This window comes from Rhodococcus sp. P1Y (genome assembly GCF_003641205.1).
GTDB lineage: Bacteria > Actinomycetota > Actinomycetes > Mycobacteriales > Mycobacteriaceae > Rhodococcoides.
Genome location: NZ_CP032762.1, coordinates 5,672,222 through 5,696,716 on the forward strand (window position 1 = coordinate 5,672,222; position 24,495 = coordinate 5,696,716).

At 63.2% G+C, this 24,495-nt stretch carries 27 protein-coding genes; 11 read left to right on the forward strand and 16 right to left on the reverse strand.

Annotated features, from left to right (window positions below):
- The first annotated feature begins 52 nt into the window (after window positions 1-52).
- From D8W71_RS26270 to D8W71_RS26280, 3 genes are all read left to right on the forward strand, one after another.
- Window positions 53-319 carry a WhiB family transcriptional regulator gene (locus tag D8W71_RS26270; RefSeq protein ID WP_121119956.1) on the forward strand — a complete coding sequence of 89 codons (267 nt, stop codon included), beginning with the start codon at window positions 53-55 and terminating at the stop codon, window positions 317-319.
- Between the two features lie 85 nt (window positions 320-404).
- Window positions 405-1,163, forward strand: a complete 759-nt coding sequence (locus D8W71_RS26275; RefSeq protein ID WP_442972067.1) for an HAD-IIA family hydrolase — start codon at window positions 405-407, stop codon at window positions 1,161-1,163.
- Entirely contained in the window at window positions 1,163-2,245 is a 1,083-nt protein-coding gene (locus D8W71_RS26280; protein ID WP_121117991.1) for an isochorismate synthase, read from the forward strand. Before D8W71_RS26275 ends, D8W71_RS26280 begins: the two co-directional genes overlap by 1 nt.
- On the opposite strand, the gene D8W71_RS26285 is transcribed toward D8W71_RS26280, so the two are convergent.
- Genes D8W71_RS26285 through D8W71_RS26300 form a run of 4 tightly spaced genes read right to left on the reverse strand, consistent with a single transcriptional unit; the run spans window position 2,242 to window position 5,351 of the window.
- Window positions 2,242-3,495 carry an O-succinylhomoserine sulfhydrylase gene (locus tag D8W71_RS26285; RefSeq protein ID WP_121117993.1) on the reverse strand — a complete coding sequence of 418 codons (1,254 nt, stop codon included), beginning with the start codon at window positions 3,493-3,495 and terminating at the stop codon, window positions 2,242-2,244. The two genes, D8W71_RS26280 and D8W71_RS26285, sit on opposite strands and share 4 nt — an antisense overlap.
- Window positions 3,480-3,893, reverse strand: coding sequence for a rhodanese-like domain-containing protein (locus D8W71_RS26290; RefSeq protein ID WP_121117995.1), 414 nt, complete (start codon window positions 3,891-3,893; stop codon window positions 3,480-3,482). The genes D8W71_RS26285 and D8W71_RS26290 overlap by 16 nt, the downstream gene beginning before the upstream one ends.
- Window positions 3,894-3,906: 13 nt before the next feature.
- Complete coding sequence (locus D8W71_RS26295; protein WP_121117997.1) at window positions 3,907-4,452, reverse strand: Rv0361 family membrane protein; 546 nt, start codon at window positions 4,450-4,452, stop codon at window positions 3,907-3,909.
- Between the two features lie 29 nt (window positions 4,453-4,481).
- A complete protein-coding gene (locus D8W71_RS26300; protein WP_201265463.1) occupies window positions 4,482-5,351 on the reverse strand; it encodes a TauD/TfdA dioxygenase family protein in 870 nt (289 codons plus the stop codon).
- A gap of 385 nt (window positions 5,352-5,736) precedes the next feature.
- Here D8W71_RS26300 and D8W71_RS26305 point away from each other — a divergent pair, with 385 nt between their 5' ends.
- Window positions 5,737-7,122, forward strand: a complete 1,386-nt coding sequence (locus tag D8W71_RS26305; protein WP_121117999.1) for an FAD-dependent oxidoreductase — start codon at window positions 5,737-5,739, stop codon at window positions 7,120-7,122.
- Window positions 7,123-7,189: 67 nt separating this feature from the next.
- Here the strand turns inward: D8W71_RS26305 and D8W71_RS26310 are convergent, their stop codons facing one another.
- The gene (locus tag D8W71_RS26310) at window positions 7,190-8,059 is read right to left on the reverse strand and encodes an SMP-30/gluconolactonase/LRE family protein (protein ID WP_121118001.1); all 870 of its coding nucleotides are present in this window, start codon (window positions 8,057-8,059) and stop codon (window positions 7,190-7,192) included.
- Window positions 8,060-8,113: 54 nt separating this feature from the next.
- Between D8W71_RS26310 and D8W71_RS26315 the strand changes: the two genes are divergently transcribed.
- Window positions 8,114-8,860, forward strand: a complete 747-nt coding sequence (locus D8W71_RS26315) for an amidohydrolase family protein (RefSeq protein ID WP_121118003.1) — start codon at window positions 8,114-8,116, stop codon at window positions 8,858-8,860.
- Between the two features lie 25 nt (window positions 8,861-8,885).
- Here the strand turns inward: D8W71_RS26315 and D8W71_RS26320 are convergent, their stop codons facing one another.
- On the reverse strand, window positions 8,886-9,368 hold the full coding sequence (locus tag D8W71_RS26320; protein WP_121118005.1) for a DUF456 domain-containing protein: 483 nt from the start codon (window positions 9,366-9,368) through the stop codon (window positions 8,886-8,888).
- Window positions 9,365-10,501 carry a formate-dependent phosphoribosylglycinamide formyltransferase gene (gene purT / locus D8W71_RS26325; protein WP_236078162.1) on the reverse strand — a complete coding sequence of 379 codons (1,137 nt, stop codon included), beginning with the start codon at window positions 10,499-10,501 and terminating at the stop codon, window positions 9,365-9,367. The genes D8W71_RS26320 and purT overlap by 4 nt, the downstream gene beginning before the upstream one ends.
- A gap of 166 nt (window positions 10,502-10,667) precedes the next feature.
- Between purT and D8W71_RS26330 the strand changes: the two genes are divergently transcribed.
- A complete protein-coding gene (locus D8W71_RS26330; protein ID WP_121118009.1) occupies window positions 10,668-11,744 on the forward strand; it encodes a CaiB/BaiF CoA transferase family protein in 1,077 nt (358 codons plus the stop codon).
- Window positions 11,745-11,803: 59 nt separating this feature from the next.
- On the opposite strand, the gene yczR is transcribed toward D8W71_RS26330, so the two are convergent.
- Complete coding sequence (yczR, locus tag D8W71_RS26335; protein ID WP_121118011.1) at window positions 11,804-13,282, reverse strand: MocR-like transcription factor YczR; 1,479 nt, start codon at window positions 13,280-13,282, stop codon at window positions 11,804-11,806.
- 137 nt (window positions 13,283-13,419) lie between these two features.
- Between yczR and D8W71_RS26340 the strand changes: the two genes are divergently transcribed.
- Window positions 13,420-13,938 carry a methylated-DNA--[protein]-cysteine S-methyltransferase gene (locus D8W71_RS26340; RefSeq protein ID WP_121118013.1) on the forward strand — a complete coding sequence of 173 codons (519 nt, stop codon included), beginning with the start codon at window positions 13,420-13,422 and terminating at the stop codon, window positions 13,936-13,938.
- Between the two features lie 43 nt (window positions 13,939-13,981).
- On the opposite strand, the gene D8W71_RS27435 is transcribed toward D8W71_RS26340, so the two are convergent.
- From D8W71_RS27435 to D8W71_RS26365, 5 genes are all read right to left on the reverse strand, one after another.
- Window positions 13,982-14,365, reverse strand: a complete 384-nt coding sequence (locus D8W71_RS27435; protein ID WP_153275436.1) for a hypothetical protein — start codon at window positions 14,363-14,365, stop codon at window positions 13,982-13,984.
- 1,127 nt (window positions 14,366-15,492) lie between these two features.
- Entirely contained in the window at window positions 15,493-16,071 is a 579-nt protein-coding gene (locus D8W71_RS26350) for a signal peptidase I (RefSeq protein WP_236077621.1), read from the reverse strand.
- A 655-nt stretch (window positions 16,072-16,726) separates the two neighbouring features.
- Window positions 16,727-17,374 (reverse strand): SipW-dependent-type signal peptide-containing protein, encoded by a 648-nt coding sequence (locus tag D8W71_RS26355; RefSeq protein WP_121118019.1) that lies wholly within the window; start codon window positions 17,372-17,374, stop codon window positions 16,727-16,729.
- 235 nt (window positions 17,375-17,609) lie between these two features.
- Complete coding sequence (locus D8W71_RS26360) at window positions 17,610-18,047, reverse strand: LGFP repeat-containing protein (RefSeq protein WP_121118021.1); 438 nt, start codon at window positions 18,045-18,047, stop codon at window positions 17,610-17,612.
- A gap of 180 nt (window positions 18,048-18,227) precedes the next feature.
- Window positions 18,228-19,520 (reverse strand): adenylosuccinate synthase, encoded by a 1,293-nt coding sequence (locus D8W71_RS26365; RefSeq protein ID WP_121118023.1) that lies wholly within the window; start codon window positions 19,518-19,520, stop codon window positions 18,228-18,230.
- 173 nt (window positions 19,521-19,693) lie between these two features.
- Between D8W71_RS26365 and D8W71_RS26370 the strand changes: the two genes are divergently transcribed.
- Window positions 19,694-20,371 carry a hypothetical protein gene (locus D8W71_RS26370; RefSeq protein ID WP_121118025.1) on the forward strand — a complete coding sequence of 226 codons (678 nt, stop codon included), beginning with the start codon at window positions 19,694-19,696 and terminating at the stop codon, window positions 20,369-20,371.
- Complete coding sequence (locus D8W71_RS26375; protein ID WP_201265200.1) at window positions 20,368-21,141, forward strand: site-2 protease family protein; 774 nt, start codon at window positions 20,368-20,370, stop codon at window positions 21,139-21,141. Before D8W71_RS26370 ends, D8W71_RS26375 begins: the two co-directional genes overlap by 4 nt.
- Here the strand turns inward: D8W71_RS26375 and D8W71_RS26380 are convergent.
- Together D8W71_RS26380 and D8W71_RS26385 are read right to left on the reverse strand one after the other, a co-directional pair.
- Window positions 21,122-21,589: a winged helix-turn-helix transcriptional regulator gene (locus tag D8W71_RS26380; RefSeq protein WP_121118029.1), complete on the reverse strand. Its 468-nt coding sequence runs from the start codon at window positions 21,587-21,589 to the stop codon at window positions 21,122-21,124. The genes D8W71_RS26375 and D8W71_RS26380 overlap by 20 nt on opposite strands.
- Before the next feature lie 34 nt (window positions 21,590-21,623).
- Entirely contained in the window at window positions 21,624-22,565 is a 942-nt protein-coding gene (locus tag D8W71_RS26385; RefSeq protein ID WP_121118031.1) for a helix-turn-helix transcriptional regulator, read from the reverse strand.
- Between the two features lie 63 nt (window positions 22,566-22,628).
- Between D8W71_RS26385 and D8W71_RS26390 the strand changes: the two genes are divergently transcribed.
- A complete protein-coding gene (locus D8W71_RS26390; RefSeq protein ID WP_201265201.1) occupies window positions 22,629-23,096 on the forward strand; it encodes a pyridoxamine 5'-phosphate oxidase family protein in 468 nt (155 codons plus the stop codon).
- Between the two features lie 41 nt (window positions 23,097-23,137).
- A complete protein-coding gene (locus D8W71_RS26395) occupies window positions 23,138-23,560 on the forward strand; it encodes a VOC family protein (RefSeq protein ID WP_121118033.1) in 423 nt (140 codons plus the stop codon).
- Here D8W71_RS26395 and D8W71_RS26400 read toward each other — a convergent pair.
- A complete protein-coding gene (locus tag D8W71_RS26400) occupies window positions 23,550-24,476 on the reverse strand; it encodes a cation diffusion facilitator family transporter (RefSeq protein ID WP_121118035.1) in 927 nt (308 codons plus the stop codon). The two genes, D8W71_RS26395 and D8W71_RS26400, sit on opposite strands and share 11 nt — an antisense overlap.
- Between the last annotated feature and the right edge of the window lie 19 nt (window positions 24,477-24,495).

Sequence of the window (24,495 nt, forward strand, 5' to 3'; positions counted from 1 at the left end):
CTCGATGATTCGAAACCTTCTCAGCGGTCTGTTGGACCGTCATCATCGACTCATGGCACCATCGACAGAAGCGTGGCAGTGGCAGCTCGACGCGGTATGCCGAGGCAAGAGCTCCGACGTGTTCTTCTCTCCGTCGGGCGAAGGCAGGACCGCGCGACGTCAGCGCGAAGACGAAGCAAAGGTTCTGTGCGAACAATGCCCCGTCATCTCGCAGTGCCGACAGTTTGCGCTCGCGACGAACGAACCGTTCGGAGTGTGGGGCGGCATGACCGCGCGCGAGCGCTCGCTACGTCGGACTGCGCTGAAGAGAGCAAGTTAGCGGCACTACGACCGAAAAAGCGCACGACTGAGGGCACAATGGTGACGTGAGCTCACTCGACGAACCGCAGCAATGGACCTACCTCATGGATATGGACGGGGTACTCGTCCACGAGGACCACCTCATTCCCGGGGCCGACGCGTTCGTCGCCGAGCTGCAGTCGAACGAAATTCCTTTCATCGTGCTGACGAACAACTCGATCCGTACGCCGCGCGACCTCCGAGCGAGGCTCGAACGCACCGGGCTCAATATCCCGGAGAAGTCCATCTGGACATCGGCACTGGCCACAGCAAACTTTCTGGGCAATCAGCGCCCGGGCGGCAGCGCGTACGTGGTCGGCGAATCCGGCCTCACGACGGCACTGCACGACATCGGCTACGTCCTCACCGACTCCAGTCCCGACTACGTCGTGCTCGGCGAGACCCGCACCTACTCGTTCGAGGCGATCACCACCGCGATCCGCCTCGTCGAAAAGGGCGCACGGTTCATCGCAACCAACCCCGACGCCACCGGCCCGTCGAGGGAAGGCTCACTACCTGCCACCGGATCCGTCGCAGCGCTGATCACCAAGGCGACGGGGAAGGAGCCGTACTACGTCGGAAAGCCGAACGCTCTGATGATGCGCTCCGCGCTACGCGCCATCGGTGGGCATTCCGAGAGCACGCTGATGATCGGTGACCGGATGGACACCGATGTGTTGTCCGGACTGGAAGCCGGCCTGCAAACCATCCTGGTCCTGACCGGCATCTCGACCACTGCGTCGGTGGAGAACTATCCGTACCGACCGACGAAGGTGATCAACTCCGTCGCCGACCTCGTCGGTCGCACCCAGTCGCCTTTCTGATGGTGGGAGCAGGCTTCGTACTTTCGCGCGAGGGCTACAACGTCGAAGCAACAGGCGTCGAGCGCGTGTTCTCCACAATCCGAGAGGCCACCGACGCTGCCAGGGACGGGACTCCCATCGTCGGTGCGCTGCCGTTCGACGTCGCCGACCCGATCGCGCTCGTCCACCCTCGAACCTTCACCACATCGACTGGTCCGTGGCGGCCCGACGGGCTAGAGCAGCTTCCCCAGGTTCGTATCGGCGAGCACGTTCCCTCGTCCGACGTGCATGTCGACCGAGTGCGGGCACTCGTCGATTCTCTCCGTCACGGCTCAGCGCAGAAGGTGGTGCTTGCTCGATCCCTCCGCCTTCATGCCGACGCCCCGATCGATCCGTTCGCAGTTCTGGGTGCACTCGTGCGCCGAGATCCGCTCGGCTACGGGTATGCCGTCGACCTGTCTGCCGCGGGCGGCGACTTTGCCGGCAAGTTCCTCGTCGGTTCGAGTCCGGAGTTGCTCGTCAGGCGGAAGGGAAGGACGGTCTCGTGCCATCCGTTCGCTGGCACTGCCGCCCGAAGCGAAGACCCGGCGACGGACCGTGACATCTCCGAACGCCTCGCCGCGAGCGCCAAGGAGCAAGCCGAACACCGATTCGTCGTCGACGAAATTCGAACTGCCCTCGAGCCGTTGTGCAGCGACGTGCAGATACCGGACGAACCTCAGCTCAGCAGCACCCCACAGCTATGGCACCTGAGCACGCCGATCACCGGGATTCTGCGCGATACCTCCACCACGGCACTGGATCTGGCGGTCGCTCTGCACCCGACACCCGCGGTTGCAGGTGTGCCACGCAGGGCTGCAATGGACGCGATCGCACGCATCGAAGGGCCCCGCGGCTTCTATGCGGGTGCGGTCGGCTGGTCCGACGACACCGGCGACGGCGAATGGATGGTCGCCATCCGCGGCCTCGAACTTGCAGCCGACGGTTTGTCTGCGCTTGCCACGGCCGGTGGCGGCATCGTCGAGGCGTCCAACCCCGAGGACGAGCTGGCCGAGACCACCGCCAAGTTTCGCACGGTGCTCTCGGCCTTCGATCTGGGTTAGACGCCTCCCAGCGCCTGCTTCAGATCGGCAATGAGATCCTCGGTGTCCTCCAGTCCGACGGAGATGCGCACGACACCGTCGGAAAGGCCTACTGACGCACGGCCTTCCGGGCCCATGGCTCGGTGCGTCGTGGTGGCAGGATGGGTGATGAGCGACTTGGCGTCACCGAGATTGTTGGAAATGTCGACGATACGTAGAGCGTCGAGAACCTCGAAGGCGCGCTTCTTACCTTCGCCCTCGGGTGCGTCCAATTCGAAGGTGACGACGGTGCCGCCGCCCTTCATCTGCTTCTGTGCGAGCTCGTACTGAGGGTGCGACTCGAGGTAGGGGTACTTCACCCACGACACCGCCTGATGCCCTTCGAGGAATCGCGCGATCTCCAATGCCGACTGCGTCGAATGTCGCACGCGCACCGGCATCGTCTCGAGGCCCTTGAGCAGGGTCCACGCGTTGAACGGGCTCAGCGCGGGTCCGGTGTGACGCATCAGAGTCTGAACCGGTCCGTCGATGTACTCGCGCGAGCCGAGGATCGCGCCACCGAGCACTCGCCCCTGACCGTCGATGTGCTTGGTACCGGAGTAGACCACCACGTCTGCGCCGAGCTCAAGGCTGTTCTGTAGCAGCGGCGTCGCAAACACGTTGTCCAACACCACCGTTGCGCCCGCAGCGTGCGCCAGTTCCGACACTCGCTCGACGTCGACGAGCGACTGCATGGGATTCGACGGCGTCTCGAAGAACACCGCGGTCGTCGGAACCGACAAGGCCTCTTCCCACTGGGCGTTGTCTTCACCGTCGACGAACACGGTCTCGACACCCCAGCGGGGCAGAATCTCGTTGCAGACGACGAAGCAGGATCCGAAAAGGCTACGCGCGGCGACCAATCGGTCACCGGCCTTCAACAATGCACCCAGCGCGGTGAACACGGCCGACATGCCGCTCGACGTACCGAAACACGCCTCGGCACCTTCGATCAGCCGCAAACGCTCCTCGAACATCTTGACCGTCGGGTTGCCGTAACGCGAGTAGACGAAGTGGTCGATCTCGCCGGTGAACGCCTGCTCGGCCGCACCAGCGCTCTCGTAGACGAACCCGGACGACAGGTAGAGCGCCTCGGCGTTCTCGTCGAACCCCGATCGCATCAGCCCGCCTCGCACTCCGAGAGTGCCCTGGCCTACGCCATCTGGGAGCGGTTTGTCGAAGCCTCCGCCTCTCGGCAGCCCTGGAACTCTCTCGCTCACTGCTGCCTCCACGGCAATCCGACCGCACGCCAACCGACAGTGCCGCGGTGGCCGTCGGCGTCGGTGGCGCCTTCGAAACCGTCGAGCACGTTGTACGACGGTCCGATCCCTGCCGCGGTGGCCGCCTCGGCTGCCCCGATGGACCGCTGGCCGGATCGGCAGAGGAAGACCACGGGCCGCTCTCCGTCGACGCCTGCTTCCTTGAGCTGATCGACGAAGTTCGTGTTGCGCGCGCCGTTCGGGTAGCTGACCCACTCGATGAGGTGCGTCGGGCGGTCGATCGAGGACGTGTCCGGCACGCCGACGTACTGCCACTCTGCATGTGTGCGAACGTCGACCAGGACGGCCTGCGGATCGTTTTGAAGCAGCTCCCAGGCCGCTTCCGGGGTTATGTCACCTGCGTAAGTCACGTCGATCAGCCTTTCACACGTTGCAGACGAGCCACTCGTCGTCGACTCGGACGAACTTCCACTGATCGATCGATGTCGTACCGATCTTCTCGAGCTTTGTCGGAACTGTCACTATCCCGCGGTCGCCGTTGATCTCGTAGTCGGTCGGGGCACCGTCGACAACCAACTTGCCGTTCTCGGCGACGTCGGCGGCGCGGGCCTGCTCGTAGGCTTCGTCGGTGCCGGTGATCAACTGACCTACTTGTTGGTCGCACGTCGTCGAACGCAGTTGTTCGGCGTCGCCGTTGTTCTGGGCTTCGACGAACTCGGTGATGCTGTCGGTGAGCAACTGTGCTTGCGTCACATTGTCCTCGGCGGGGGCAAATCTCGCAGCGAGAAAGATCCCTGCAAGCAACACGACGACTATCCCGGCGGCGAGAATGAACGGCCACGCGTTCGGTGGTCGGCGCTCACCCGCAGTTGCATCGGAACGGCCGGCGGCAGCCGCTGCGGACGCGTTGTTCTGCGCTTCCTCACGGCTGTCGACCCATTTTTGCCTACGTTCACTCCACGACGCCATGCCTGGAATCTTCCCTGCAGGACATTCACTTACTTCTGCTGGGGTCCCACCGGGATGTCACCGCGCAGCGTGATGCGGTGCATGACGCGATGCTCGGTGCCGTAGTCGCGGTTGGCGTAGTGCGAGGTGCTGCGGTTGTCCCACAGCACGAGATCCCCCAGACGCCAGCGATGCCGAACCACATGCTCAGGCTTGGTGAGGTGCGCATACAGGAAATCGAGTATCCCGCGGCTCTCCGCTTCGGATACGCCGGCGATGTGCGAGGTGAATCCGGGGTTGACGAAGATGCCCTTGCGTCCCGTTTCGGGATGTACCCGAACCACTGGATGTTCGACGGGTACCAGCGCGGTCACCTCTTTGCCGTCCCAGACATTGCCCTTGCCCCCGCGCTTTTGCGAGAGGTAGTAGCCGAACTCGCGGTTGCCGTCGTGCACGGCGGTGAGCTGGTCGATCATCTGACGCACAGGGGCTGCGAGTGATTCGTAGGCCAGCTGACTGTCGGCCCAGTTGGTGTCACCCCCGTGCGGCGGAAGAACAACAGGGCGCAGAATCGACCCCATCGGCGGACGCTGCATGAACGTGACGTCGGTGTGCCAGACGTCCGCGAACCCGTTGTCCTGACTGTCGAGGGCATAGACCTCGGCAGCAACATGACCGCTGTCGTGGACGGGATGGCCCGCCGTGAGTTCGCCGAGCCGCCGGCCGAAGTCGATCTGGCCTTCGTCGTCGAGCGATTGCCCACGCAGCACCAGAACTTTGTGTTCGACGAGAGCGTCTCGGATGGCACGCACCTCGGCATCCGACGCCGATGCGACGTCGAGGCCGATGACCTCGGCACCGAACCGCGGGCCGAACTTGTCGAGCGTGAGTGAGACCCTGGTTTCAACGGTAGTCATGATTGCTCCTTCGGTGCACTTCACAGACGACGCCGATCGCGGATTCAGCGGAGAGGGCGACGCTTGTGCGCACGCGAGAAATGAAGTGGGGAAATGGCCGACAGAATGAGGCGTGAAGAGAGAACTCTTGCCCTGAGATCGGGAACGGTCACCGACAACATGCGTTGGTGCACGTACGACAGAAGTCCAGGGCGATACGCCGGACCAGGAATGTCGTGTGCATGATGCAATTCCTACCTGAAACAGGGAATTAGCTCAAGTCGACACCGTCTGGAGTGTGAGAACGGTGCGAAGTAGCCTGTAAGCACGACCACCAGCCCAGATCAGGTAACACTTAATTTATGCTGGGGTGTCCGCTCATGCCCTCGACGAAGGTAGTTCGCTGCACATGACTGATCAGACTCGTCCTCTCCGCGTTGCCATCGTCGGCGCGGGACCGGCAGGCATCTACGCCGCCGACGCACTCATGAAGTCCGACCACAATGTCAGCGGCCCGGGTGTCAGCATCGACCTCTTCGAGCGCATGCCAGCCCCGTTCGGGCTCATCCGCTACGGCGTCGCACCCGACCACCCCCGCATCAAAGGCATCATCACCGCCCTCCACAAAGTCCTCGACAAACCACAAGTACGCCTACTCGGCAACATCGACTACGGCACCGACATCACCCTCGACGACCTACGCCGCTTCTACGACGCCGTCATCTTCTCCACCGGCGCCAACGCCGACCGCGCACTCAACATCCCCGGCATCGACCTCGACGGCAGCTACGGCGCCGCAGACTTCGTCTCCTGGTACGACGGCCACCCCGACGTCCCCCGCACCTGGCCCCTCGACGCCGAAAAAGTCGCCGTCCTCGGCGTCGGCAACGTCGCCCTCGACGTCGCACGCGTCCTCGCCAAAACCGGCGACGAACTACTCCCCACCGAAATCCCCGCCAACGTCTACGAAGGCCTCAAAGCCAACAAAGCCGTCGAAGTCCACGTCTTCGGACGCCGCGGACCCGCACAAGCCAAATTCACACCACTGGAATTGAGGGAACTCGACCACTCCCCCAACATCGAAGTCATCGTCGCCCCCGAAGACATCGACTACGACGAAGGCTCCGAACAAGCACGCCGCAACTCCAAACAGGTCGACATGGTCGCCAACACCCTCCAGGACTGGGCCATCCGCGACGTCGGCACCCGCCCCCACAAACTGTTCCTGCACTTCTTCGAATCCCCCACCGAAATCCTCGGCGACAACGGCAAGGTCACCGGCCTGCGCACCGAGCGCACCGAACTCGACGGCACCGGAAACGTCAAAGGCACCGGCAAATACAACGACTGGGACGTCCAAGCCGTCTACCGCGCCGTCGGCTACCTCTCCCAGAACATCAGCCAACTCCCCTTCGACGAACAAGCCGGCACCATCCCCAACGAAGCAGGCAGAGTCGTCGAATCGCCGTCGTCGACCACCGTCGTCCCCGCCACCTATGTCACCGGCTGGATCAAACGCGGACCCGTCGGCCTCATCGGTCACACCAAAGGCGACGCCAACGAAACCGTCGCCAACCTGCTCGAGGACGCACCGAACTTCACCGGCGCCACCGAGCCGGGTCTCGACGAGGTGACCTCCTTCCTCGAAGGCAAGCAGGTCCCTTTCACCACCTGGGACGGCTGGTACCGCCTCGACGCCCACGAACGCTCCCTCGGCGAAGAAGAAGGCCGCGAACGCGTCAAGGTCGTCGAACGCGAAGACATGCTCAAGGCCTCCGAGCCCGACAAGGCTTAGCCGGCTCGCCGCCCGTGAGTGGGTAATTACCGCCCGACGTAACTACCCACTCACGGGCGCGCAGCGCCTACACCCGCACAGCCAGCAGTTGCGCCGCCGTTTCGACCTTGCGCTGGTGCTCGTTGAAATCCGGCGCAGCACAGACATACAACGTTCGGCCGTCGGCACCGCCGAGCCCGCAGGCGAACACGCCGGTATCGAATTCGAGCTGATCGACGATGCCCTTGCCCGGCGCTACGTGCACGATGCGCTGGCCCAAAGCGTCCGCGACCCACAACGAACCGTCGGTGTCGATCGCGCACCCATCCGAAGCCACGACCAGCTGCCCAAGCGCCGTGGCCATATCGCCCATGTCGGGCACCTCCGCGAACTTCGCCCAGTCCCGTCGCTCCCCCAGCGAACCGTCGGGGTGCACGGCAAAAACACTGATCCGGTTGCCGACGGTCTCGTCGACCAATAGTTCGCCGTCGGGCGTCAACGCCATACCGTTCGGGAAATAGAGATCCTTGGCCACGACCTGCACCGACCCGTCCGGATCGACCCGTAGAAGATCTGCCGTATCCGGGGTCGCCATGTTCATCAGATCGAAGCCGAAGTTGCCGACGTACGCCCGGCCGTGGGCGTCGACGAGCATGTCGTTGAGGTTGGCGCTCACGTACGACGACAAGTCGGCGTGGACCACGAGGGACCCGTCGTCCTCACGCCTCAGAATGGTGTGATCACGCATCGAGACGATCAGCATTCGCCCGTCCGGCAGCCAACCGAGTCCCGACGGTTGCTGCGGCACCTCGGCCTCGACGCGAACGTCGGATCCGTCCTCCCGGGCCGACAACACCTGCTGACTGTAGAAGTCCGATATGAAGATTCGATCGTCGTGCCAGCGCGGACATTCGAAGAAGGTGTAACCGTCGAGGACAACTGTGGCGTCGGGTTTCATGTTTCGATTCAAACACCGCCGCGGGTCCTGGGGAGCTCGAACGGTGTAGCTGGCATGCTGTCATCTGTGTTCGACGCCCATCGCTACATACTCGATCCGCGGTTCCCGCTGGTCGAGAATCAGGGCTATCCACCGGAGCCGTACACGATCGAGGACTACGAGCGAGACACCGACGGTCTGGGAATCACCGGCGGAGCCGTCATCAGTTCCTCGTTTCACACAACGGATCAGGCCTATCTGGTTGCAGCGCTGGAGGCCCTCGGCCCGAGCTGGGTCGGCGTCGCGCAGTTGGATCCCGAGACGACCGACGAAGAGATTCTCAGGCTCGACGACGCAGGTGTCCGAGCGATCCGTCTCAACCTCAAACGCGGCGCCACTGATGTACAGGGGCTCACCGCTCAGGCCAGACAAGCTCACGACCTGGTCGGCTGGCACGCCGAGTTGTACGTCGAAGCAACGATGCTGCTCTCGCTCGAACCGATCCTGTCCAAACTCCCTGCGGTCAGCATCGATCATCTGGGGATGTCGCATCACGGGCTGCCCTATCTGCTCGATCTCGTCGATCGCGGCGTCCGGGTGAAAGCGTCGGGATTCGGGCGGGTCGACATGGACATCGCGGACGCGATCAAACAGATTCATCACGTCAACCCGACCGCGCTGATGTTCGGTACCGACCTGCCGGGTACTCGCGCGCCCCGTCGCTTCCTCGAATCCGATATCGACCTGGTCGCCGAAGCCGTCGGCGGGGACCTACCCGCCGTCCTCGGCACCAACGCTCGGGCCTGGTATCGGGTCAAGTAGGGCTCGGGTCAAAGTAGGGCTCGGGTCAAACGAAGACTGCGGCTCCGAGCCACACACCGGCCGCGAGGAGGGCTCCGAACAGCTCGACGAGGATGGACAGACCCGCCGCTTTGGTGGCATGAACGGTGGATGTCCACGCGCCGGCTGCGCTCCTGTGCCGCGGTAGCTCGGCTACGTACGTACCGAGGATGAACCCGATGAAGAGTCCGACGATCGGGATGACGAAAAATCCGACGATACCGACCAGCCCGCCGACGACGAGCGACCGCGTCGGGATGCCTGCATCTTTCATACGACGGCCCGGCCAGGTGTATTTCACGACCCCGCTCGCGACGAGTAGAAGCGCTGCGATTCCGAACGTCACCCACGCCGCAGTGCCGCCGGTTACGAAGGCCCACACGGCAATTGCCGCGAGGATGAGGATGGTCCCGGGCAGAATCGGGACGACGATCCCGACGAGTCCGATCGCGATCGCCAGCCCGACGAGTAGTTCGCCCCAGATACTCACGCGACTGGACGGACCTTGCCCGCGGCGTCCGTCGCCCTCGCGCGTGCGGTGACGATGTCTCCTGCGGTGGAGACCGCGACGCCCATGCGCCGTCGAACAAAACTCTCGGGCTTACCGAACAGCCGGAGATCGGTCTCGGGAACGGCCAACGCGTCGGCGACGCCCTCGAATGCGATTCCTTCTGCATCGACGCCGCCATAGATCACGGCGGACGCACCCGGCGAGATCAGGGTCGTGTCGACCGGCAGACCGAGAATCGCGCGAGCATGGAGTTCGAACTCCGAGAAGCGCTGCGTCCGAAGGGTAACCAGCCCAGTGTCGTGCGGGCGTGGGCTCACCTCCGAGAAGTAGACGTCGTCGCCCTTGACGAACAACTCGACCCCGAACAGACCTCGTCCGCCGAGAGACGTCGTGATCTTGTCCGCGACGTCCTTCGCTGCGGCAAGCGCGGCCTCCGACATCGGTTGCGGCTGCCAGCTTTCGACGTAGTCACCGGATTTCTGCAGGTGCCCGATGGGTTCGCAGAAGTCGGTTCCCTGAGCTGACCTGATGGTGAGAAGAGTTATCTCGTAGTCGAAGTCGACGAAACCCTCGACAATGACGCGACCCAAGTCGACGCGGCCGCCCTTCAAGGCGTACTCCCACGCCTGCGCGACGTCCTCGGGTCCGCGGACCACGGACTGCCCCTTGCCCGACGAGGACATCACCGGCTTGATCACCGCGGGGAAGCCGATCGAGGCGAGCGCGGTTTGCACGTCTTCGAGCGAATCGGCGAACGCATACGGGGACGTCGGCAGTCGCAGGTCTTCCGCGGCGAGCCGGCGAATACCCTCGCGGTTCATCGTCAGCTGCGTTGCGCGCGCCGTCGGGATGACGACGGTGCGGCCGCGTTTCTCGACCTCGGCCAGTGCGTCGGTGGCGATCGCTTCGATCTCGGGCACGACGAAATCGGGCTGTTGAGCGTCGATCAGCGCCAGCAGTTGCTCGGGATCGCTCATGTCGATGGTGAACGCATGATGGGCAACCTGGTGCCCAGGTGCGTTCTCGTAGCGGTCCACCGCGATGACCTCGACGCCCAGCCGTTGAAATGCGATGATCACCTCTTTGCCCAGTTCACCAGCACCGAGCAACATCACCCGCGTAGCTCCCGGCGACAACGGCGTACCGATCCTTGGCTGTTCGTATCCTGAGCTCACCCGCCCATTATCCATAGGCCCGGACTGCTTGGACGTCCATGCTTAAGTTAACCTCGATTCACAGTCTTCATTCTCATTGTCGGCCTGATCGGAACGAGGAAACGTGTCGAGTAGTGGTGGACCGCTTACAGGACTTCGGGTAGTCGAGCTGGCAGGGATCGGCCCCGGGCCCCATGCCGCGCTGTTGCTGGCAGATCTAGGTGCAGATGTCGTCCGTGTGCAGCGCGCCGGGCAGATCTCCGAGCACGATCAACAGCTGCGCAACCGCACTATCGTCGAAGCCAACCTGAAGGACCCCGCCGACGTCGAGAAGGTACTAGGCCTCGTCGAGCGCGCCGATGTCCTCATCGAGGGGTTCCGCCCCGGCGTCACCGAACGCCTCGGCCTCGGCCCCGATGTCGCCCTCGAGCGCAATCCTCGACTCGTCTACGGCCGCATGACCGGGTGGGGCCAGGAGGGCCCATGGGCCTCTGCGGCCGGACACGACATCAACTACATCTCCGTCACGGGTGTCCTACACGCCATCGGCAGACAGGGCGAGAAGCCCGTCCCTCCGCTGAACATGGTCGGCGACTTCGGCGGCGGTTCGATGTTCCTGATCTTCGGAATTCTCGCGGCACTGTTCGAGCGCCAGACCTCAGGGCAAGGCCAGGTAGTCGACGCAGCCATGGTCGACGGCACCGCGGCTCTGTCCCACATGATCTGGGGTATGCGAGGCGTCGGTGCGTGGTCCGACGAGCGCGGGGTCAACATGCTCGACACCGGATGGCCCTACTACGACACCTACGAAACCTCCGACGGCAAGCACATGGCCGTCGGGGCACTCGAACCCCAGTTCTTCGCCGAGTTGCTGAGGCTACTGGAACTCGATCCCGCCACCACCCCAGGACAAGGGGAACGCGATCGCTGGCCCGAGATGCGCGAACTCTTCACCGCGACGTTCAAGACCAAGACGCGCGACGAGTGGGCCGTCATCTTCGACGGAGCCGACGCGTGCGTATCCCCCATCCTCACCTTCGCCGAAGCACCCGAGCAAAGGCATCTCAAGGAACGCGAGACACTCATCGAGGTCGGTGGGGTCACCCAGCACCGCCCGGCACCGCGGTTCTCACGCACGCCCAACGGCATCCCGACGGCTCCCTCGGCGACCGCAGTCGACGCCGAGTCCGTCTGGCAGTAGGCGGCTTCGCCGCACGTGAATAGAAATACATAGGGGCTGTGTATTTCTATTCACATAGGTCAAAAGACCAGGGCCGGTTGCTGGGTGTCGATGTTCGGCGCCAACGCCTGGTACGCGGCCGCGGTCGCCGAGACAGCGGCCGCCAACTCGGCAGGTTCGCGGGTGTAGGGCATACGGATGAACCGCTCGAACGCGCCTTCCACCCCGAACCGAGGTCCCGCGGCCAGTACCGCACCGAACGCCGGGACGGTGGCAGCAAGCGCACTCGACACCGGGGCGGGAATTTGCAGCCACAGCGACATTCCACCCGTCGACCGACGGTAGGTCCAGTCCGGAAGATGTTCGGCCAGTGCGCTTTCCAGAGCGTTCCGGCGTTCACGAAGCTGGACCCGCCGCGTCTCGAGGATCGCGTCGGCGTCCTGCAGCAAGAATCCAGCCGCGAGCTGATCCATGATCGATGTGCCGAGATCGTGCGCCGCGCGTGAGCCGGCCAGGCGACTGATCAACGACGGGTTGGCGCGTATCCAGCCGATTCGCAGACCGCCCCAATACGATTTCGACGCTGACCCGATCGTCACGATGTCCGTTCCCGACACCCGGCCGAACGACGCGACCGGCGGAGGAGGCGGTGCATCCAGCCACAGGTCGACCATGGTCTCGTCGACAATCAGAGTCATCGAGGTGTCCCTGGCGATCTTGGCCAGTTCTGCTCGGCCGTCGGCGTCGAGGCACCGTCCGGTGGGGTTGTGGAAGTCGGGAATCATGTAGGCGACCTTCGACGCAGTTTGCCGTGCTGCGCTTCGAATCCCGTCGAGGTCCCACGGTTCGCCCTCCGGCTGAATCGGAACCGGCACCGGCCTGGCCCCGACTCGCCGAATCGCTTCGAGCGCATTGGGATACGTCGGGTGGTCGATCAGGACTCTGTCCCCCGGCGAGGTCAACGTCCCGAGCAGCAAGCGGACTGCCTGCTGCGCGCCCGAGGTCACCATGATTTGATCGGGAGTCGTCGGCAATCCGCGCTCGGTGAAGCGACGAGAAATCGACTCCCGCAGCACGGACAAGCCAATCGGCTCCATTCCATGATTGGACAAGTACGTCGGAAGTGCTTGCAGCGCAGAGCTGTACGCCGACATCATCGCTTCCGTCGGTGCGGCCATCGCGGCGTGACTCATGTCTATGACCGGACCAGTGGAGTTTCGCGACTGCACCAGAAGGCCGTTCGGCCGAGCCATATCCGGCAGCGCAACGGTACTTCTCGCGCCCTGCTTGCTGATCAGATAGCCCTCTTCACGCAGAACCGCGTACGACGAGGTGATCGTGGTGCGGCTGAGATCGAGTGCCGCCGACAGATCACGCTCGCTGGGGAGCCCGACGCCGAGCGGAATCCTACCGTCGTGGATGAGAAGCCTGACCCCGTCGGCAAGGGCGCGGTAGGTGGGTCTCGATGTTCGACGCCGCCCGCTTCCGTCCTCCGTGTCGGTCCGCCAACGTCCGAGATCGCGGGCCACGGACGTTGCATTGAGGACTCGGATAGCCATGACCGTCAGTATTCGCTCACTGGCCCTTTCGATCAAGTCCAATCATGGACTCAGTGGACTGATACTCCAGTGGAGGGGTTACGTACCCCCTATGGCACCCAACCATGCCACTAGAACGTTGCGGTCATACTGGAGCTGTGCCCTACGCGCTGTTCGACACCGCCCTCGGCCGATGCGGCGTGGCCTGGAACTCCGCCGGGATCACCGCCGTCGCCCTCCCGGAAGCAGAGGAATCTCTGGTCGCCTACTTGACCGGCTTCTCGGACGCTCCCGGCGTTGTCGACGAGGTGTCCGGTCCTGCAGTCGACGGCATCACGGCGTTGTTCGACGGTTTGTTGCCGGACCTGTCGGCGTTACCGGTGATTCTCGACGTCTCCGACTTCGACCGAGCCGTGTACGACCTCACCCGCTCGATCCCGAGGGGTTCGACGCTTACCTACGGCGCCGTCGCCGCGCGGCTGGGAGTTCCAGGTGCGGCCCAGGCAGTCGGAGGTGCACTCGGCCGCAATCCAGTGCCGGTCATCATCCCGTGCCACCGGGTCGTCGGCGCGGGCCGCGAGGTAGGAGGCTTCTCCGCTCCCGGCGGGGCGTCGACGAAGCAGAGAATTCTGGCCATCGAGGGCGTCGCGGGGTTCGGGGAGCCGACGTTGTTCTGAGCGTGCCCGCCCAGCCGTAGGGGCGAACTATCGGGCAGTTATCTCAACCGCGGGTGGCCGCTAGAACTGGCCTTGCCGTACCTCCCGCCGTCAGCACCGGCGACCACACTCCCCCGGCCGTCGACGCCGCCACCCCTGCAGGGGTCAACGCGGAACCGATGGCGGCGACGGAGCTGCCGTCGTCACAAGTCAATTCGACGGTTCCGGTGTAATCCGCGCCCGTGGGTGCGGTGCAGACGACATCACCTGCGAACGTCAAGGTCTCGACGTTCCCCTCGGCCGGTCCAGTGAAGACCGTCGCAGGGTCCGGTGGCTCGGTTGTCGTGGGTGGTGGCGTCGTCGTCGTAGGGGTCGGTGGGGGTTCGGCCGTCTCGACCGGGGGTGGTTCAGCAGCCTCGACGGGCGGGGGTTCGGTCGTTGTCGTCACCTCGGGCGGCGGTGCTGCAGCCTCTTCTGCCGTAGTTGGTGTAGTACTCGGCGTAGTCGTTTGGGACTCGGTGGCCGTTTCGGATGAGCTAGGTGTCGCAGTGTCGGGCGTGGTTGTCTCGGATGAGGAGGGGGGGACCGACGATGGCGCAGCTTCCGGGGCAGCTGCGGTTCGGGCGAGTGCGCTGGCGGCGGTCGCCGATGGCGCTGTGCCCCGCCCACACTGCACTGACACGAGGTCGACGTCGAAGGACAAGGGCAGAAGATTGAGCCCTAGCAGGCTGATACTCCCGGTTAGCTTCAGTTTGGCAAAACCGTTGGCGCCGCCTGAGGATTGCGTGCTATCCAAAACGATGTCGCGATATCCAACGCCAGCCTGACTGATCGTCCCGTTCGGGACTATCGTCTTGCTCCCGGAGGGGGGAATTGCAACGGCTGTGCCGCCAATGGAGATAGTCCCGTTGCCGATGCTCGGGCTTCCAGCCGTGGGCTGCTGCGTGATAGCTGATGTGCCAAGAATCAAGTCGCATGTGACGACAGCCGACAACGCCTGCGCGCTGCCTGCAATCGAAACTATCGAGGTCGTGATGAGTGGACCGACCAGCTGAAGAACGGAACCGCCTAGGTGCATCGAACTGACCGATGCCGATGCCGTTGCTATTGCGGCGGTGGCTCCACAGTAGACGGGGGAGATGACCCCCACTGAGTACGAACCACAACCGGTTGCTCCAACCGCTCCTGTGAAATCAGAATTGCCGCCCATACGGAGTCTGTTAACGCCGATTCCGCTGATCGAATCGTACGGTCCAGTTCCACTACCAATGGTTCGCCCGGGACTCCCGGGTGTAGGCCCGCTTGAGGCGTCACGAGATCCGGACGCACCAACCCAGGGAGGGGGTGAGCCACCGAGAACGCGAATTCCGCCGGCAGAAACTACTTTCGCACCAATACCAAGCCCATAACCGGCCGTAGTCCACGTCCCCGACGTGATTGAAGCAGATGTATGTTCCGGGTCGGTCCAGACTGCTTCCGTTTCGGCGAGAAATCCCTGCGACCGTCCGAGCAAGGCTGCCATCAGCACTGCGACGATTCCCAGGGTGAAGACGGAACGTTGCCTCTTGGTCGCCATCAGTGCGGCTCTACCTCGAAGCCTGTATCCGCGTCAGACTCGTCATTCTCGGATCGGTCCGTGCGACGCGGCCAAAATACAGCTACCACCAGTCCGGCCATCACAATCGTAATACCGCCCATCACAACGGGATTTGAGAAATAGACGATAACGCGCGCAAGCCCCGGCACCGACCACAGAACTTTTCGTACCTTCACGACTTCGTACAAACCTGCGTCAGCTTCAGCGTTGGCATCACCTTTGAGCTCGAGGAACGTTGTCGTCGAACCGGGTAGTGGGTCTGTCGAAACCACGCGATGGGTGACGGGCAGCTGGCCGGGCCGATCTACCGTGACCACATCTCCAACATCGACAGAGTCGGCTGCGACCTCCCTGACCACGGCCAGCGATCCCGTAGGAATGGCCGGTGACATAGACCCCGTCTTAAACATGATCAGGGTGATGTTGAAAGCGAAGGCCGCAATCACAAGGCCGATGCACACCACGCCTGCGACGGCCAGAATGTTCAGTACGTAGTCCCCGAGCATCGACCACACCGAACTCTTGCGTCTCGGTGAGCCGTGTCGTGCTTGCGTCATGTCCATCTTTCTAGGAAGTGCCTTTGAATGCCCAGTCAGGCCTTGAGGTCTTACCCTGGAGAGCAGAATTGGTCCAATTCGCAATGGATGCGGGCAAACCGATCTCAAAGCAGACAGCAGTGGCGGGCCCGGCAGTTGTCGTTGAAGCGGCGGGCAGGCTTATCACGTTGCCAGCGGATCCCGTGGTGAGGGGTACGGCGCCATCTGCACCCGCCACCCATGCAGGTGACCCGTCGAATGCTGATCTGGCACAGCTCGTCCCGACCGCAGGGAGCCGGACAGCACGATAGACCAGCGCTCCCCCGAGATTTGCGTCACCGGTCAACTGGGCACCGGAAAGAGAAACGTTTGCCGCCGATGAACCGACCTCGCTGCGCAGTTGGATCGAGGCGTACGACACCGACCCAGGCACAACCGCAGTCACCGCTGGCGAAAAGCTCAACACATTCGTGGCACCGGTGGACGGATTCGAAGTCCAAGACGCCCCGTTGTTAACGCTCGACTGGATTCCGAACCGACTGCCCGATTGAAAACTAGAGAAGCCCAAGACGCTGTCCGTCCAACTGGCAGCAACGAGAACAGCCCCGAAACCGAGGACTATCCCCCCTGCCGCCAGTGCACGGTGCTGCCGTGACCTATGTGATGACACTGATATCTAGTCGATGGAGGTGCCTGCGAACTGCCAATACAGGTCGCCGGTCGTAAGACCCGCTGCGTCCAAGCCCGCCGTACTCGGCAGGGTCACAGCGAAGCACAACTGAACGGCGGCCCCCGTATCAGGCAAGGTGATCGCGGCTGGTGCTGTTCCAGCGGTCAATGCAGTCCCTGCTGGAACGATATTGCCGGTGACCGTGGCGCCCGCTGCGCACGAACTCGCGCTGGCGATCGTCGAAACCGAGTACGTCAAAAGCGGGGTCAAACCGGTTGTCGGGGTAGTTCCCGTCAACGTTCTTGCGCCCAGTAGTTGCACTGCCGCGCCGTACTGATTTGCCTCCTCGACCCTCAACCCGACAGGGGCGAAGACCGTGTCTCCTGGCGTGAGTTGCAAAGCCGGGAAAGGGAACAACATGTCTCCCGCGTCGGTCTGCTCCGCGTACTCGTCCCAACCAGACGGGGCACCGTCTGCGGTGAAGTTTCCCTGGAGGTTCCAAGCAGTGTCGCCCGTACTGAACTCGGAAGTACCCCAGACATTGTCGGTCCACGCCGCCAAGGTGACTGCGGCACCCACGCCGAGCACCAAACCACCGGCAAGCAATGCGCGGACTTTGCGCTTCCTGTTTGACTTCTGAACCTGATCGGTCATGCCCCGACTCATTTCTTTTGGTTGGGTGGCAGGCGCTTTGTGCGCTGACTGAACCAACTATCGAATCGTATTCCGAGCGCGTTACCAATCATCGCAAGAATCTAGAAACGTTATAAAGAAAAGAATTCCGCCGGATATCGAAAGGTCCGAATTACAAGAACTGAAAGCGGATCAGTGCCGCGTTACACTCTTGATGACGGTGTAACGGCGCGAAACCAGACCGACCGTCCGATTTCTACACCAGAAAAGATTCGCTGCTCGGAGCCTCTACCGCCGACACTGCTTCAGCGTCGGGGCCCGGCGTGACATCACGACCTTCCTGCGCGCCGCCGATCGTGAACGCACCTGTACCAGGCAGCCAACCAATGGCGCCTCGTTCGAACAGGTTGTAGCGCCCGAAACCGGTGGGCGTCGGCTTCTCGTCGCTGATCGGATAGCCCAGCGATCCGTACGGGCCTCCGTGGGCTAGGTACCACGCGAGGATGGGACCGTGAACCTCGTGAGCGCCACCCTCGGGAAGAGCGAAAACGGTGGCGTGCTGATACTCGAGCATCCCGCCGCCTCCAGGGCCGAGCATGAACTCGCCCACCTGTCGGCCGATCCACGAATGTTCGTAAGCAAAGCGATCGAACTGAAATCCGAAAACGTCGAGACCGTTGTATTCAGTGGACATCGCACGCCCTCCTCGGGTACTTGGCGTCGAGTATCCACCCAGAGCGCGAACTGGTCACGCAAATTACGCGACATTGTTCAAGGAAAGGCAAACACGCGCTCGAATACAAACTTGGAGTTGGAAAAGGCGCACCAAAAAGCCCCGCACTCCGAAAAGTGCGGGGCTTGAAGGGAAGAAGAATCAGGGATTCAGAATGTCCCGACGCACGATCGTTTGGTCACGTCCGGGCCCGACGCCGATGCAGGACATGTACGCGCCCGAGAGTTCTTCGAGGCGCAGGACGTAGTTCTGCGCGTTCTGCGGTAGATCCTCGAACTTCCGAGCGCCGGAGATGTCTTCCCACCAACCGGGCATCTCTTCGTAGATCGGCTTGGCGTGATGAAAGCCGGTCTGAGTCATCGGCATCTCGTCGTGACGAACACCGTCGACGTCGTAGGCCACGCAGATGGGGACCGTGTCGAGACTGGAGAGCACGTCGAGCTTGGTCAGGAAGTAGTCGGTGATGCCGTTGACGCGGGTGGCGTATCGCGCGATGACAGCGTCGAACCATCCGGTGCGCCTGGCGCGTCCCGTCGTCACACCGACCTCGCCGCCCTGCTTGGCGAGGTACTCGCCGAAGTTGTCGAACAGCTCCGTCGGGAACGGGCCCGAGCCGACACGCGTCGTGTAGGCCTTGAGGATGCCGAGGACTGTGGTGATCTTGTTCGGACCGATTCCGGATCCGACTGCTGCGCCGCCTGCGGTGGGGTTCGACGACGTCACGTAGGGATACGTGCCGTGGTCGACGTCGAGCAACGTGCCCTGCGAGCCCTCGAGCAAGACGGTCTCGCCGCGTTCCAGCGCGAGGTTGAGCTCGAGTCGCGTATCGGCGATCCGGTGCTTGAACTTCTCCGCCTGGCCGAGGACCTCGTCGACCACCTGCTGCGGATCCAACGCCCGACGGTTGTAGATCTTCGAAAGCACCTGGTTCTTGAACTCCAGTGCCGCTTCGACCTTCTGCGTCAGGATCTTCTCGTCGAGAACGTCCGCCGCGCGGACGCCGACACGAGCGAATTTGTCCTGGTAGCAGGGTCCGATGCCCCGGCCCGTGGTGCCGATCTTCTTGGCTCCGAGGAAGCGCTCGGTGACCTTGTCGATGGCCACGTGGTACGGCATGATCAGGTGCGCGTCAGCACTGAGCAGCAGCCCGGAGGTGTCGACGTTCCGCTCCTCGAGCCCTGCCAGCTCCGTCAGCAGGACACCCGGATCGACGACGACGCCATTGCCGATGATGTTCTTCACGCCGGGAGTCAGGATGCCCGACGGAATCAGGTGAAGAGCGAACTTGTCACCGTTGGGGAGTACAACCGTGTGGCCAGCGTTGTTTCCGCCTTGGTAGCGGACCACCCACTGCAGTTGCTCTCCGAACAGATCGGTGGCTTTGCCTTTGCCCTCGTCGCCCCATTGGGCGCCGATCAGGACTATCGCCGGCATGTGCTCTCCTGGTGTCTCTTCTGTGTATTGACGTCAACGCAGGTTGCTGCCGTGAGAAGGCAGGCCGGGAGGTCAGTCTAGCCGAGGGGGTGTGGCACCCGTCATGGCGCTACGGTGGTCTGCAACAAGCGCATGTCGTGCGCAAGGGGTGCCGCCCCTCGCGATCGGCCTATATGGGGAGCACTGTGACACCGTTCGTCCTGCACTGCGGAAGCCCGCCGTTGCCCATTTCGCTGACGGACGTGCCCCTCACCCCAGCCTCTCCCATACCGACGAACGACGAATGCGACACCCTCTTCTCAGTCGTCGGCACGACCCAAGATCCACGTCTCATCGTCTTGGGCGATGACGCCTCCCTCGCCGCGGTCCTGACCCGGCTCATGCGCACCGAGCGGCTTCACTTCGAAATCGCGTTCGTGCCGGAAGCCGCTACGACGGCCGGGCACATCTACCGTCTCGCAACCGGTTCTCGCGCAGCGAAGGTCGCGATGACCGGAAGCGCCGGCCCAGTTCCGCTCATCCGCGACGATGCAGGCAAAGCCGTCGTGGGTCGCGCTGTCTTCAACGGCCCCGCCGGTTCGGACCTCGAGGGCGAGGCCTATGTCGACGACACCCAACTGTTCTCCGGTGCGGTTTCGGGAGTCGAAGTGATCCCGACGGCCGAGATGCCTGGGCTGAAAGCGCGAGTCACCGGGCGCCGCAAGCTTTTCGGTCGTCGATGGGTCTCCGGACGGGCGATGCAGCTCGGCGCGATCGCCGCCAACCTCACCCGTGACGGAGTACCGGGCGAGCGAGAGGTCAAGCGGTCGACGTTCTACCGCCACGACCGGGAGTGGTTGTTGGTCAGGTGAGCATCCCGCTCCGACGCCGCCGCGTCAGGCCGAGCCCGGTTTTCCTGGCCGTCGTCGCAATCACCATCGCCGGTGGCGTACTCGCCTGGACCGCGCAATCCCCAGCGTCCACTTCCGCTCGCATCGGAGTGTTCGTTCTCGTTCTCGCCGGCTGGATCGTGACGGTGTGTCTGCACGAATTCGGCCATGCCGCCACCGCGTACCGGGCCGGTGATCGCGAGGTGGAACTGCGCGGCTACCTGACGCTGAATCCGCTGAAATACAGCCACCCTCTGTTGTCGGTGGTGCTGCCGATCTTCTTCATCGCCATCGGCGGCATCGGTCTTCCCGGCGGCGCTGTCTATCTGCGGACGGGAATGTTCCCGCCCAAGGTGCAAACGCGAATCTCGCTGGCCGGGCCCGCAGCCAATGCCGTCGTCGCGGTGATCCTCTTGATCGTCATTCGGCTCTTCGGCATGGAGGGCGACCACTCTGCATTCTGGTGGGGCCTGAGTTTCCTGGCATTTCTACAGGTAATGGCGACGATCCTGAATTTGCTGCCCGTCCCTGGACTCGACGGATATGCCGCGATAGAGCCGTACCTGTCGAACGACACCCGGCGCGCCCTGGCCAATTTCAAGGGTTACGGAATTCTGATCCTGGTGGCATTCTTGTTCGTTCCGCAGGTCAACGCCGTCTTCTTCGATGCCATCTACTGGGTGTTCGGACTGTCCGGCGTTCCCGAGATCTTCGCTCAGTACGGCAACTACCTCATGAGATTTTGGCTCTGACGGCAAGTTCGTCAGCTCGTCGGTCGTGTCCGTCGGCGAGGACGGCCACGTGCGCCGGAGCTCCGTCTTCGCTGAAAATCTGCAGCGGACCGCCACCGTCCTGCAGGTACTTGTCGCCCCACTGCATCAACCCCAGCACGACGGGTAAAAGGTCGTTGCCCATCTCGGTGAGCAGGTATTCGTAGCGTGTCCGCTGGCCCGGTTCACGATAGGGCGACTTCTCGAACAGGCCAGCGGCGGTCAGGTCCTTCAATCTCGCCGACGCCACCGCCTCGGTGATTCCGACCCGCTGCGCAAAGTCGTCGAACCTGGTGGTTCCGTAGAACGCTTCCCTCATGATCAACACTGCGGATCGGGTTCCGACGACGCCCATGGCCTTGTCGATCGAGCATTCGTCCGCGGTCCACGCCGACCTGTCCGCCAACCCGCCTTTCAGTGTCATCGCCATCCGCCCAGCATACCCTGACTAGCATTTTTCAGAGTCAGGTGTGACGCCTGGCGATTTCCAGACCTGCCTCACGCAGTGCTGTCCGTAGCGAGACCGGAAACAGCACTTCGACGCCGACGCCCAACGACATCAGCTGCCCGAGTGCCACTTCCTCGCTTTCGAGCACGAGGTCGACCGTCGACCATCCGTCGTCGTCGGGATCGGTCGGATCCGGGGTCGCCTCGCGTCCGACGACGTTCGGGAGTGCTCGTATCGCGCTCGGCGACAATCGAACTCGACAGGGAAACGACAGCAGCGCTCGATCGAACGACGCCATCGACTCCGCCCACCACCCAGCAAGGTCGAAATCCGCCGGCCGGGTCGCGAGGTCGCTTGCCGCCGTCGCACTCTCGATTCTGTCCACGCGGTACGACAGAACCCTGTCTGCTCTCGACGCCACCAGATACCAGACCGACGCCTTTGCGACGAGTCCGAGCGGATCCACTCGCCGGGTCGATCCTCGGTAGCCCAGTTCCAGCACCCGCCCGGCGAACACTGCCGCACTGACGACCGGGAGGTGGACATTGACGTCGGGCAGCGTGAACCATCCGGGCGCATCGACGTGCAATCGTTCACGCCACAGTTGCGCGTCGGTCCGCATCGGGGCAGGGAGTGCTCTCAGAAGTTTGTTCTCGGCGGCGGCAATGGCCTCGCCGAGGCCCAGGTCAGCAGCAATCGAGGGCACGCCGAGGAGCATCAGCGCCGTGGTCTCGACGCCCGTCATGCCGCTCAGTTTCGACTGCCAACCGTCGAGCAACCGGATTCCTCCGCCGGGACCCGACTCGGTCCAGATGGGTACCCCGGCAGCTGCGAGCGCAGTGATGTCTCGATAGATCGTCCGCACCGACACACCGGTCTCCTCGGCCAGCGCCCGAGCCGTCGTCGAACGACCGTGCTGAAGCGTCAGCATCAGCTGCAGGAGCCGCGAGGACCGCATACCGAAAGACTACGAGAAATCACTGACATACGGTGTCAGTGATACCGGTGAATACTGCTTTCCATGGCTACCTGGAGTGATTTCGACACTGCGGCACCCGACCTGGCCGCCGCCGTGAAAGCACGATTCACCGCGCACAAGCACCACGTCATGGCGACCCTTCGCAAGGACGGCTCCCCGCGCGTGAGCGGTACCGAAGTCGAGTTCGCCGATGGTGGCGTGCTGCGACTCGGCTCGATGCTCAATGCCCTCAAAGCACGCGATCTGCAACGGGATTCGCGGTATGCGATCCACAGCAATCCTGGCCACCACTCGATGGACGGCGGTGACGCGAAGATCTCGGGTCGAGCCGTCGAACTCACCGACCCCGAAGCGCTTCAGAAGGTCTTCGACGCGTCACCGCCGGAGTTGTCGCCGTACAACGTCTTCGATCTCGACATCGAGGAGGTCGTCCTGACCTCGCTCGTCGACGATCATATGCAGATCGACCTGTGGCACCCGGGCTCGGCGGTGCGCACGTTCAGCAGATGAACTGCCGAGCTACCAGGTGAGGTCGGTGTTAGCGTGCAACCATGGCACTGACGGTGGATAGATTCGACCACATCGTGATCAATTGCCGAGACGTCGAGGCGACCGCGACGTGGTACGAGCAGGTCCTCGGAATGGAGATCGAAGTATTCGGTCCGAACCGACGCACTGCTCTGAAGTTCGGCAACCAGAAGATCAATCTGCGCCCGATCGACGCGCTTGCACATGATTCCGACTGGACGTCCGGTCAAGTCGAAGCCGCCGGCTCCGAGGACCTCTGCTTTGTCACCAGCTCGTCACCCGAAGAAGTCGGCGCACACCTTCGCGCGTGCGGCGTCACCATCACCAACGGTCCGGTGGTCAAACATGGCGCTCTCGGAGAGATGATTTCGCACTACTGCCGCGATTTGGACGGCAATCTGATCGAAATCTCGAACTACGGCGGCGAGTCGCGATCTACCACGTGAGCTCGTCTTTGCACGCAGCACCGTGCGAGCTCGGCTCGACCTGGACGGTGGCGTGGTCGAGGCCGTAGGTCGCCAACACCGTCTTCGCGCGCTCGAGTAGAACTGAGCTCGATCCGTCGCACTCGAGGTGAACCGTCGCGACGTCCATCCCGGTTGTCAAAGTCCAGACATGCAGGTCGTGAACTCCGACGACGCCGGGTAAGGCGGCCAGGTCTGCTTCCACAGCTTCGACATCGACGTGGCCGGGGCTCGCTTGCGTAAGAATCCGCAGCGCCGAAGCTGCGAGCTTCAGCGCGCGAGGGATGACCCACAGCGAAATCGCCACACCGACCACGATGTCCGCCCAGGTCCAGCCGAAGACGAGCATGACGAACCCGGCGACGAGAACCCCGACGCTGCCGACGGCGTCGGCAAGCACTTCCATGTACGCACCCCGCACGGCGATGCTGTCCTTCGCGTCGCCGCGAATGAGGAGGATGACAACGAGATTCGCAACCAAACCTGCTGCGGCGGTGAGGATCAGAGCGAGGCCGGGGATCTCGGGAGCGTCGCCGATGCGGTCGATTGCCTCGTACATGATGAACGCCGCAACACCGAGGAGCAAAACGGCGTTGGCGATGGCCGTCAACACTTCCGCTCGGTGCCAACCGAAAGTGCGTGCAGCGACAGCACTGCCCTTGCGCGCCAGCAACAGAGCGACGAGTCCCATCGACATACCCAGCACGTCGGTCAGCATGTGACCCGCGTCGGCGAGCAGGCCGAGCGAGTTGATGACGAGCGCGACCGTGGCTTCCAGGATCAGGAACACGACGAGTATGCCCAGCGCGATGACCATGTTGCGGATGCGTTTGGACGACGGCGATGCCGACTCGCCCGCACCCGTCATTCCATGGCTGTGCCCGTGCCCCGCGCCCATGACTCCCCTTCGTTCGGTC

Excerpts from the sequence above, each read along its gene's own strand:
- D8W71_RS26385 (WP_121118031.1), bottom strand. The coding sequence starts at position 22,565 with ATGCGGTCCTCGCGGCTCCTGCAGCTGATGCTGACGCTTCAGCACGGT.
- D8W71_RS26280 (WP_121117991.1), top strand. The coding sequence starts at position 1,163 with ATGGTGGGAGCAGGCTTCGTACTTTCGCGCGAGGGCTACAACGTCGAA.
- D8W71_RS26350 (WP_236077621.1), bottom strand. The coding sequence starts at position 16,071 with ATGACGCAAGCACGACACGGCTCACCGAGACGCAAGAGTTCGGTGTGG.
- D8W71_RS26270 (WP_121119956.1), top strand. The coding sequence starts at position 53 with ATGGCACCATCGACAGAAGCGTGGCAGTGGCAGCTCGACGCGGTATGC.
- D8W71_RS26305 (WP_121117999.1), top strand. The coding sequence starts at position 5,737 with ATGACTGATCAGACTCGTCCTCTCCGCGTTGCCATCGTCGGCGCGGGA.
- D8W71_RS26310 (WP_121118001.1), bottom strand. The coding sequence starts at position 8,059 with ATGAAACCCGACGCCACAGTTGTCCTCGACGGTTACACCTTCTTCGAA.
- D8W71_RS26315 (WP_121118003.1), top strand. The coding sequence starts at position 8,114 with ATGCTGTCATCTGTGTTCGACGCCCATCGCTACATACTCGATCCGCGG.
- D8W71_RS26390 (WP_201265201.1), top strand. The coding sequence starts at position 22,629 with ATGGCTACCTGGAGTGATTTCGACACTGCGGCACCCGACCTGGCCGCC.
- D8W71_RS26295 (WP_121117997.1), bottom strand. The coding sequence starts at position 4,452 with ATGGCGTCGTGGAGTGAACGTAGGCAAAAATGGGTCGACAGCCGTGAG.
- D8W71_RS26360 (WP_121118021.1), bottom strand. The coding sequence starts at position 18,047 with ATGTCCACTGAATACAACGGTCTCGACGTTTTCGGATTTCAGTTCGAT.
- D8W71_RS26380 (WP_121118029.1), bottom strand. The coding sequence starts at position 21,589 with ATGGCGATGACACTGAAAGGCGGGTTGGCGGACAGGTCGGCGTGGACC.
- D8W71_RS26365 (WP_121118023.1), bottom strand. The coding sequence starts at position 19,520 with ATGCCGGCGATAGTCCTGATCGGCGCCCAATGGGGCGACGAGGGCAAA.
- D8W71_RS26355 (WP_121118019.1), bottom strand. The coding sequence starts at position 17,374 with ATGACCGATCAGGTTCAGAAGTCAAACAGGAAGCGCAAAGTCCGCGCA.
- yczR (WP_121118011.1), bottom strand. The coding sequence starts at position 13,282 with ATGGCTATCCGAGTCCTCAATGCAACGTCCGTGGCCCGCGATCTCGGA.
- D8W71_RS26275 (WP_442972067.1), top strand. The coding sequence starts at position 405 with ATGGATATGGACGGGGTACTCGTCCACGAGGACCACCTCATTCCCGGG.
- D8W71_RS26395 (WP_121118033.1), top strand. The coding sequence starts at position 23,138 with ATGGCACTGACGGTGGATAGATTCGACCACATCGTGATCAATTGCCGA.
- D8W71_RS26400 (WP_121118035.1), bottom strand. The coding sequence starts at position 24,476 with ATGGGCGCGGGGCACGGGCACAGCCATGGAATGACGGGTGCGGGCGAG.
- purT (WP_236078162.1), bottom strand. The coding sequence starts at position 10,501 with ATGTTGCTCGGTGCTGGTGAACTGGGCAAAGAGGTGATCATCGCATTT.
- D8W71_RS26370 (WP_121118025.1), top strand. The coding sequence starts at position 19,694 with ATGGGGAGCACTGTGACACCGTTCGTCCTGCACTGCGGAAGCCCGCCG.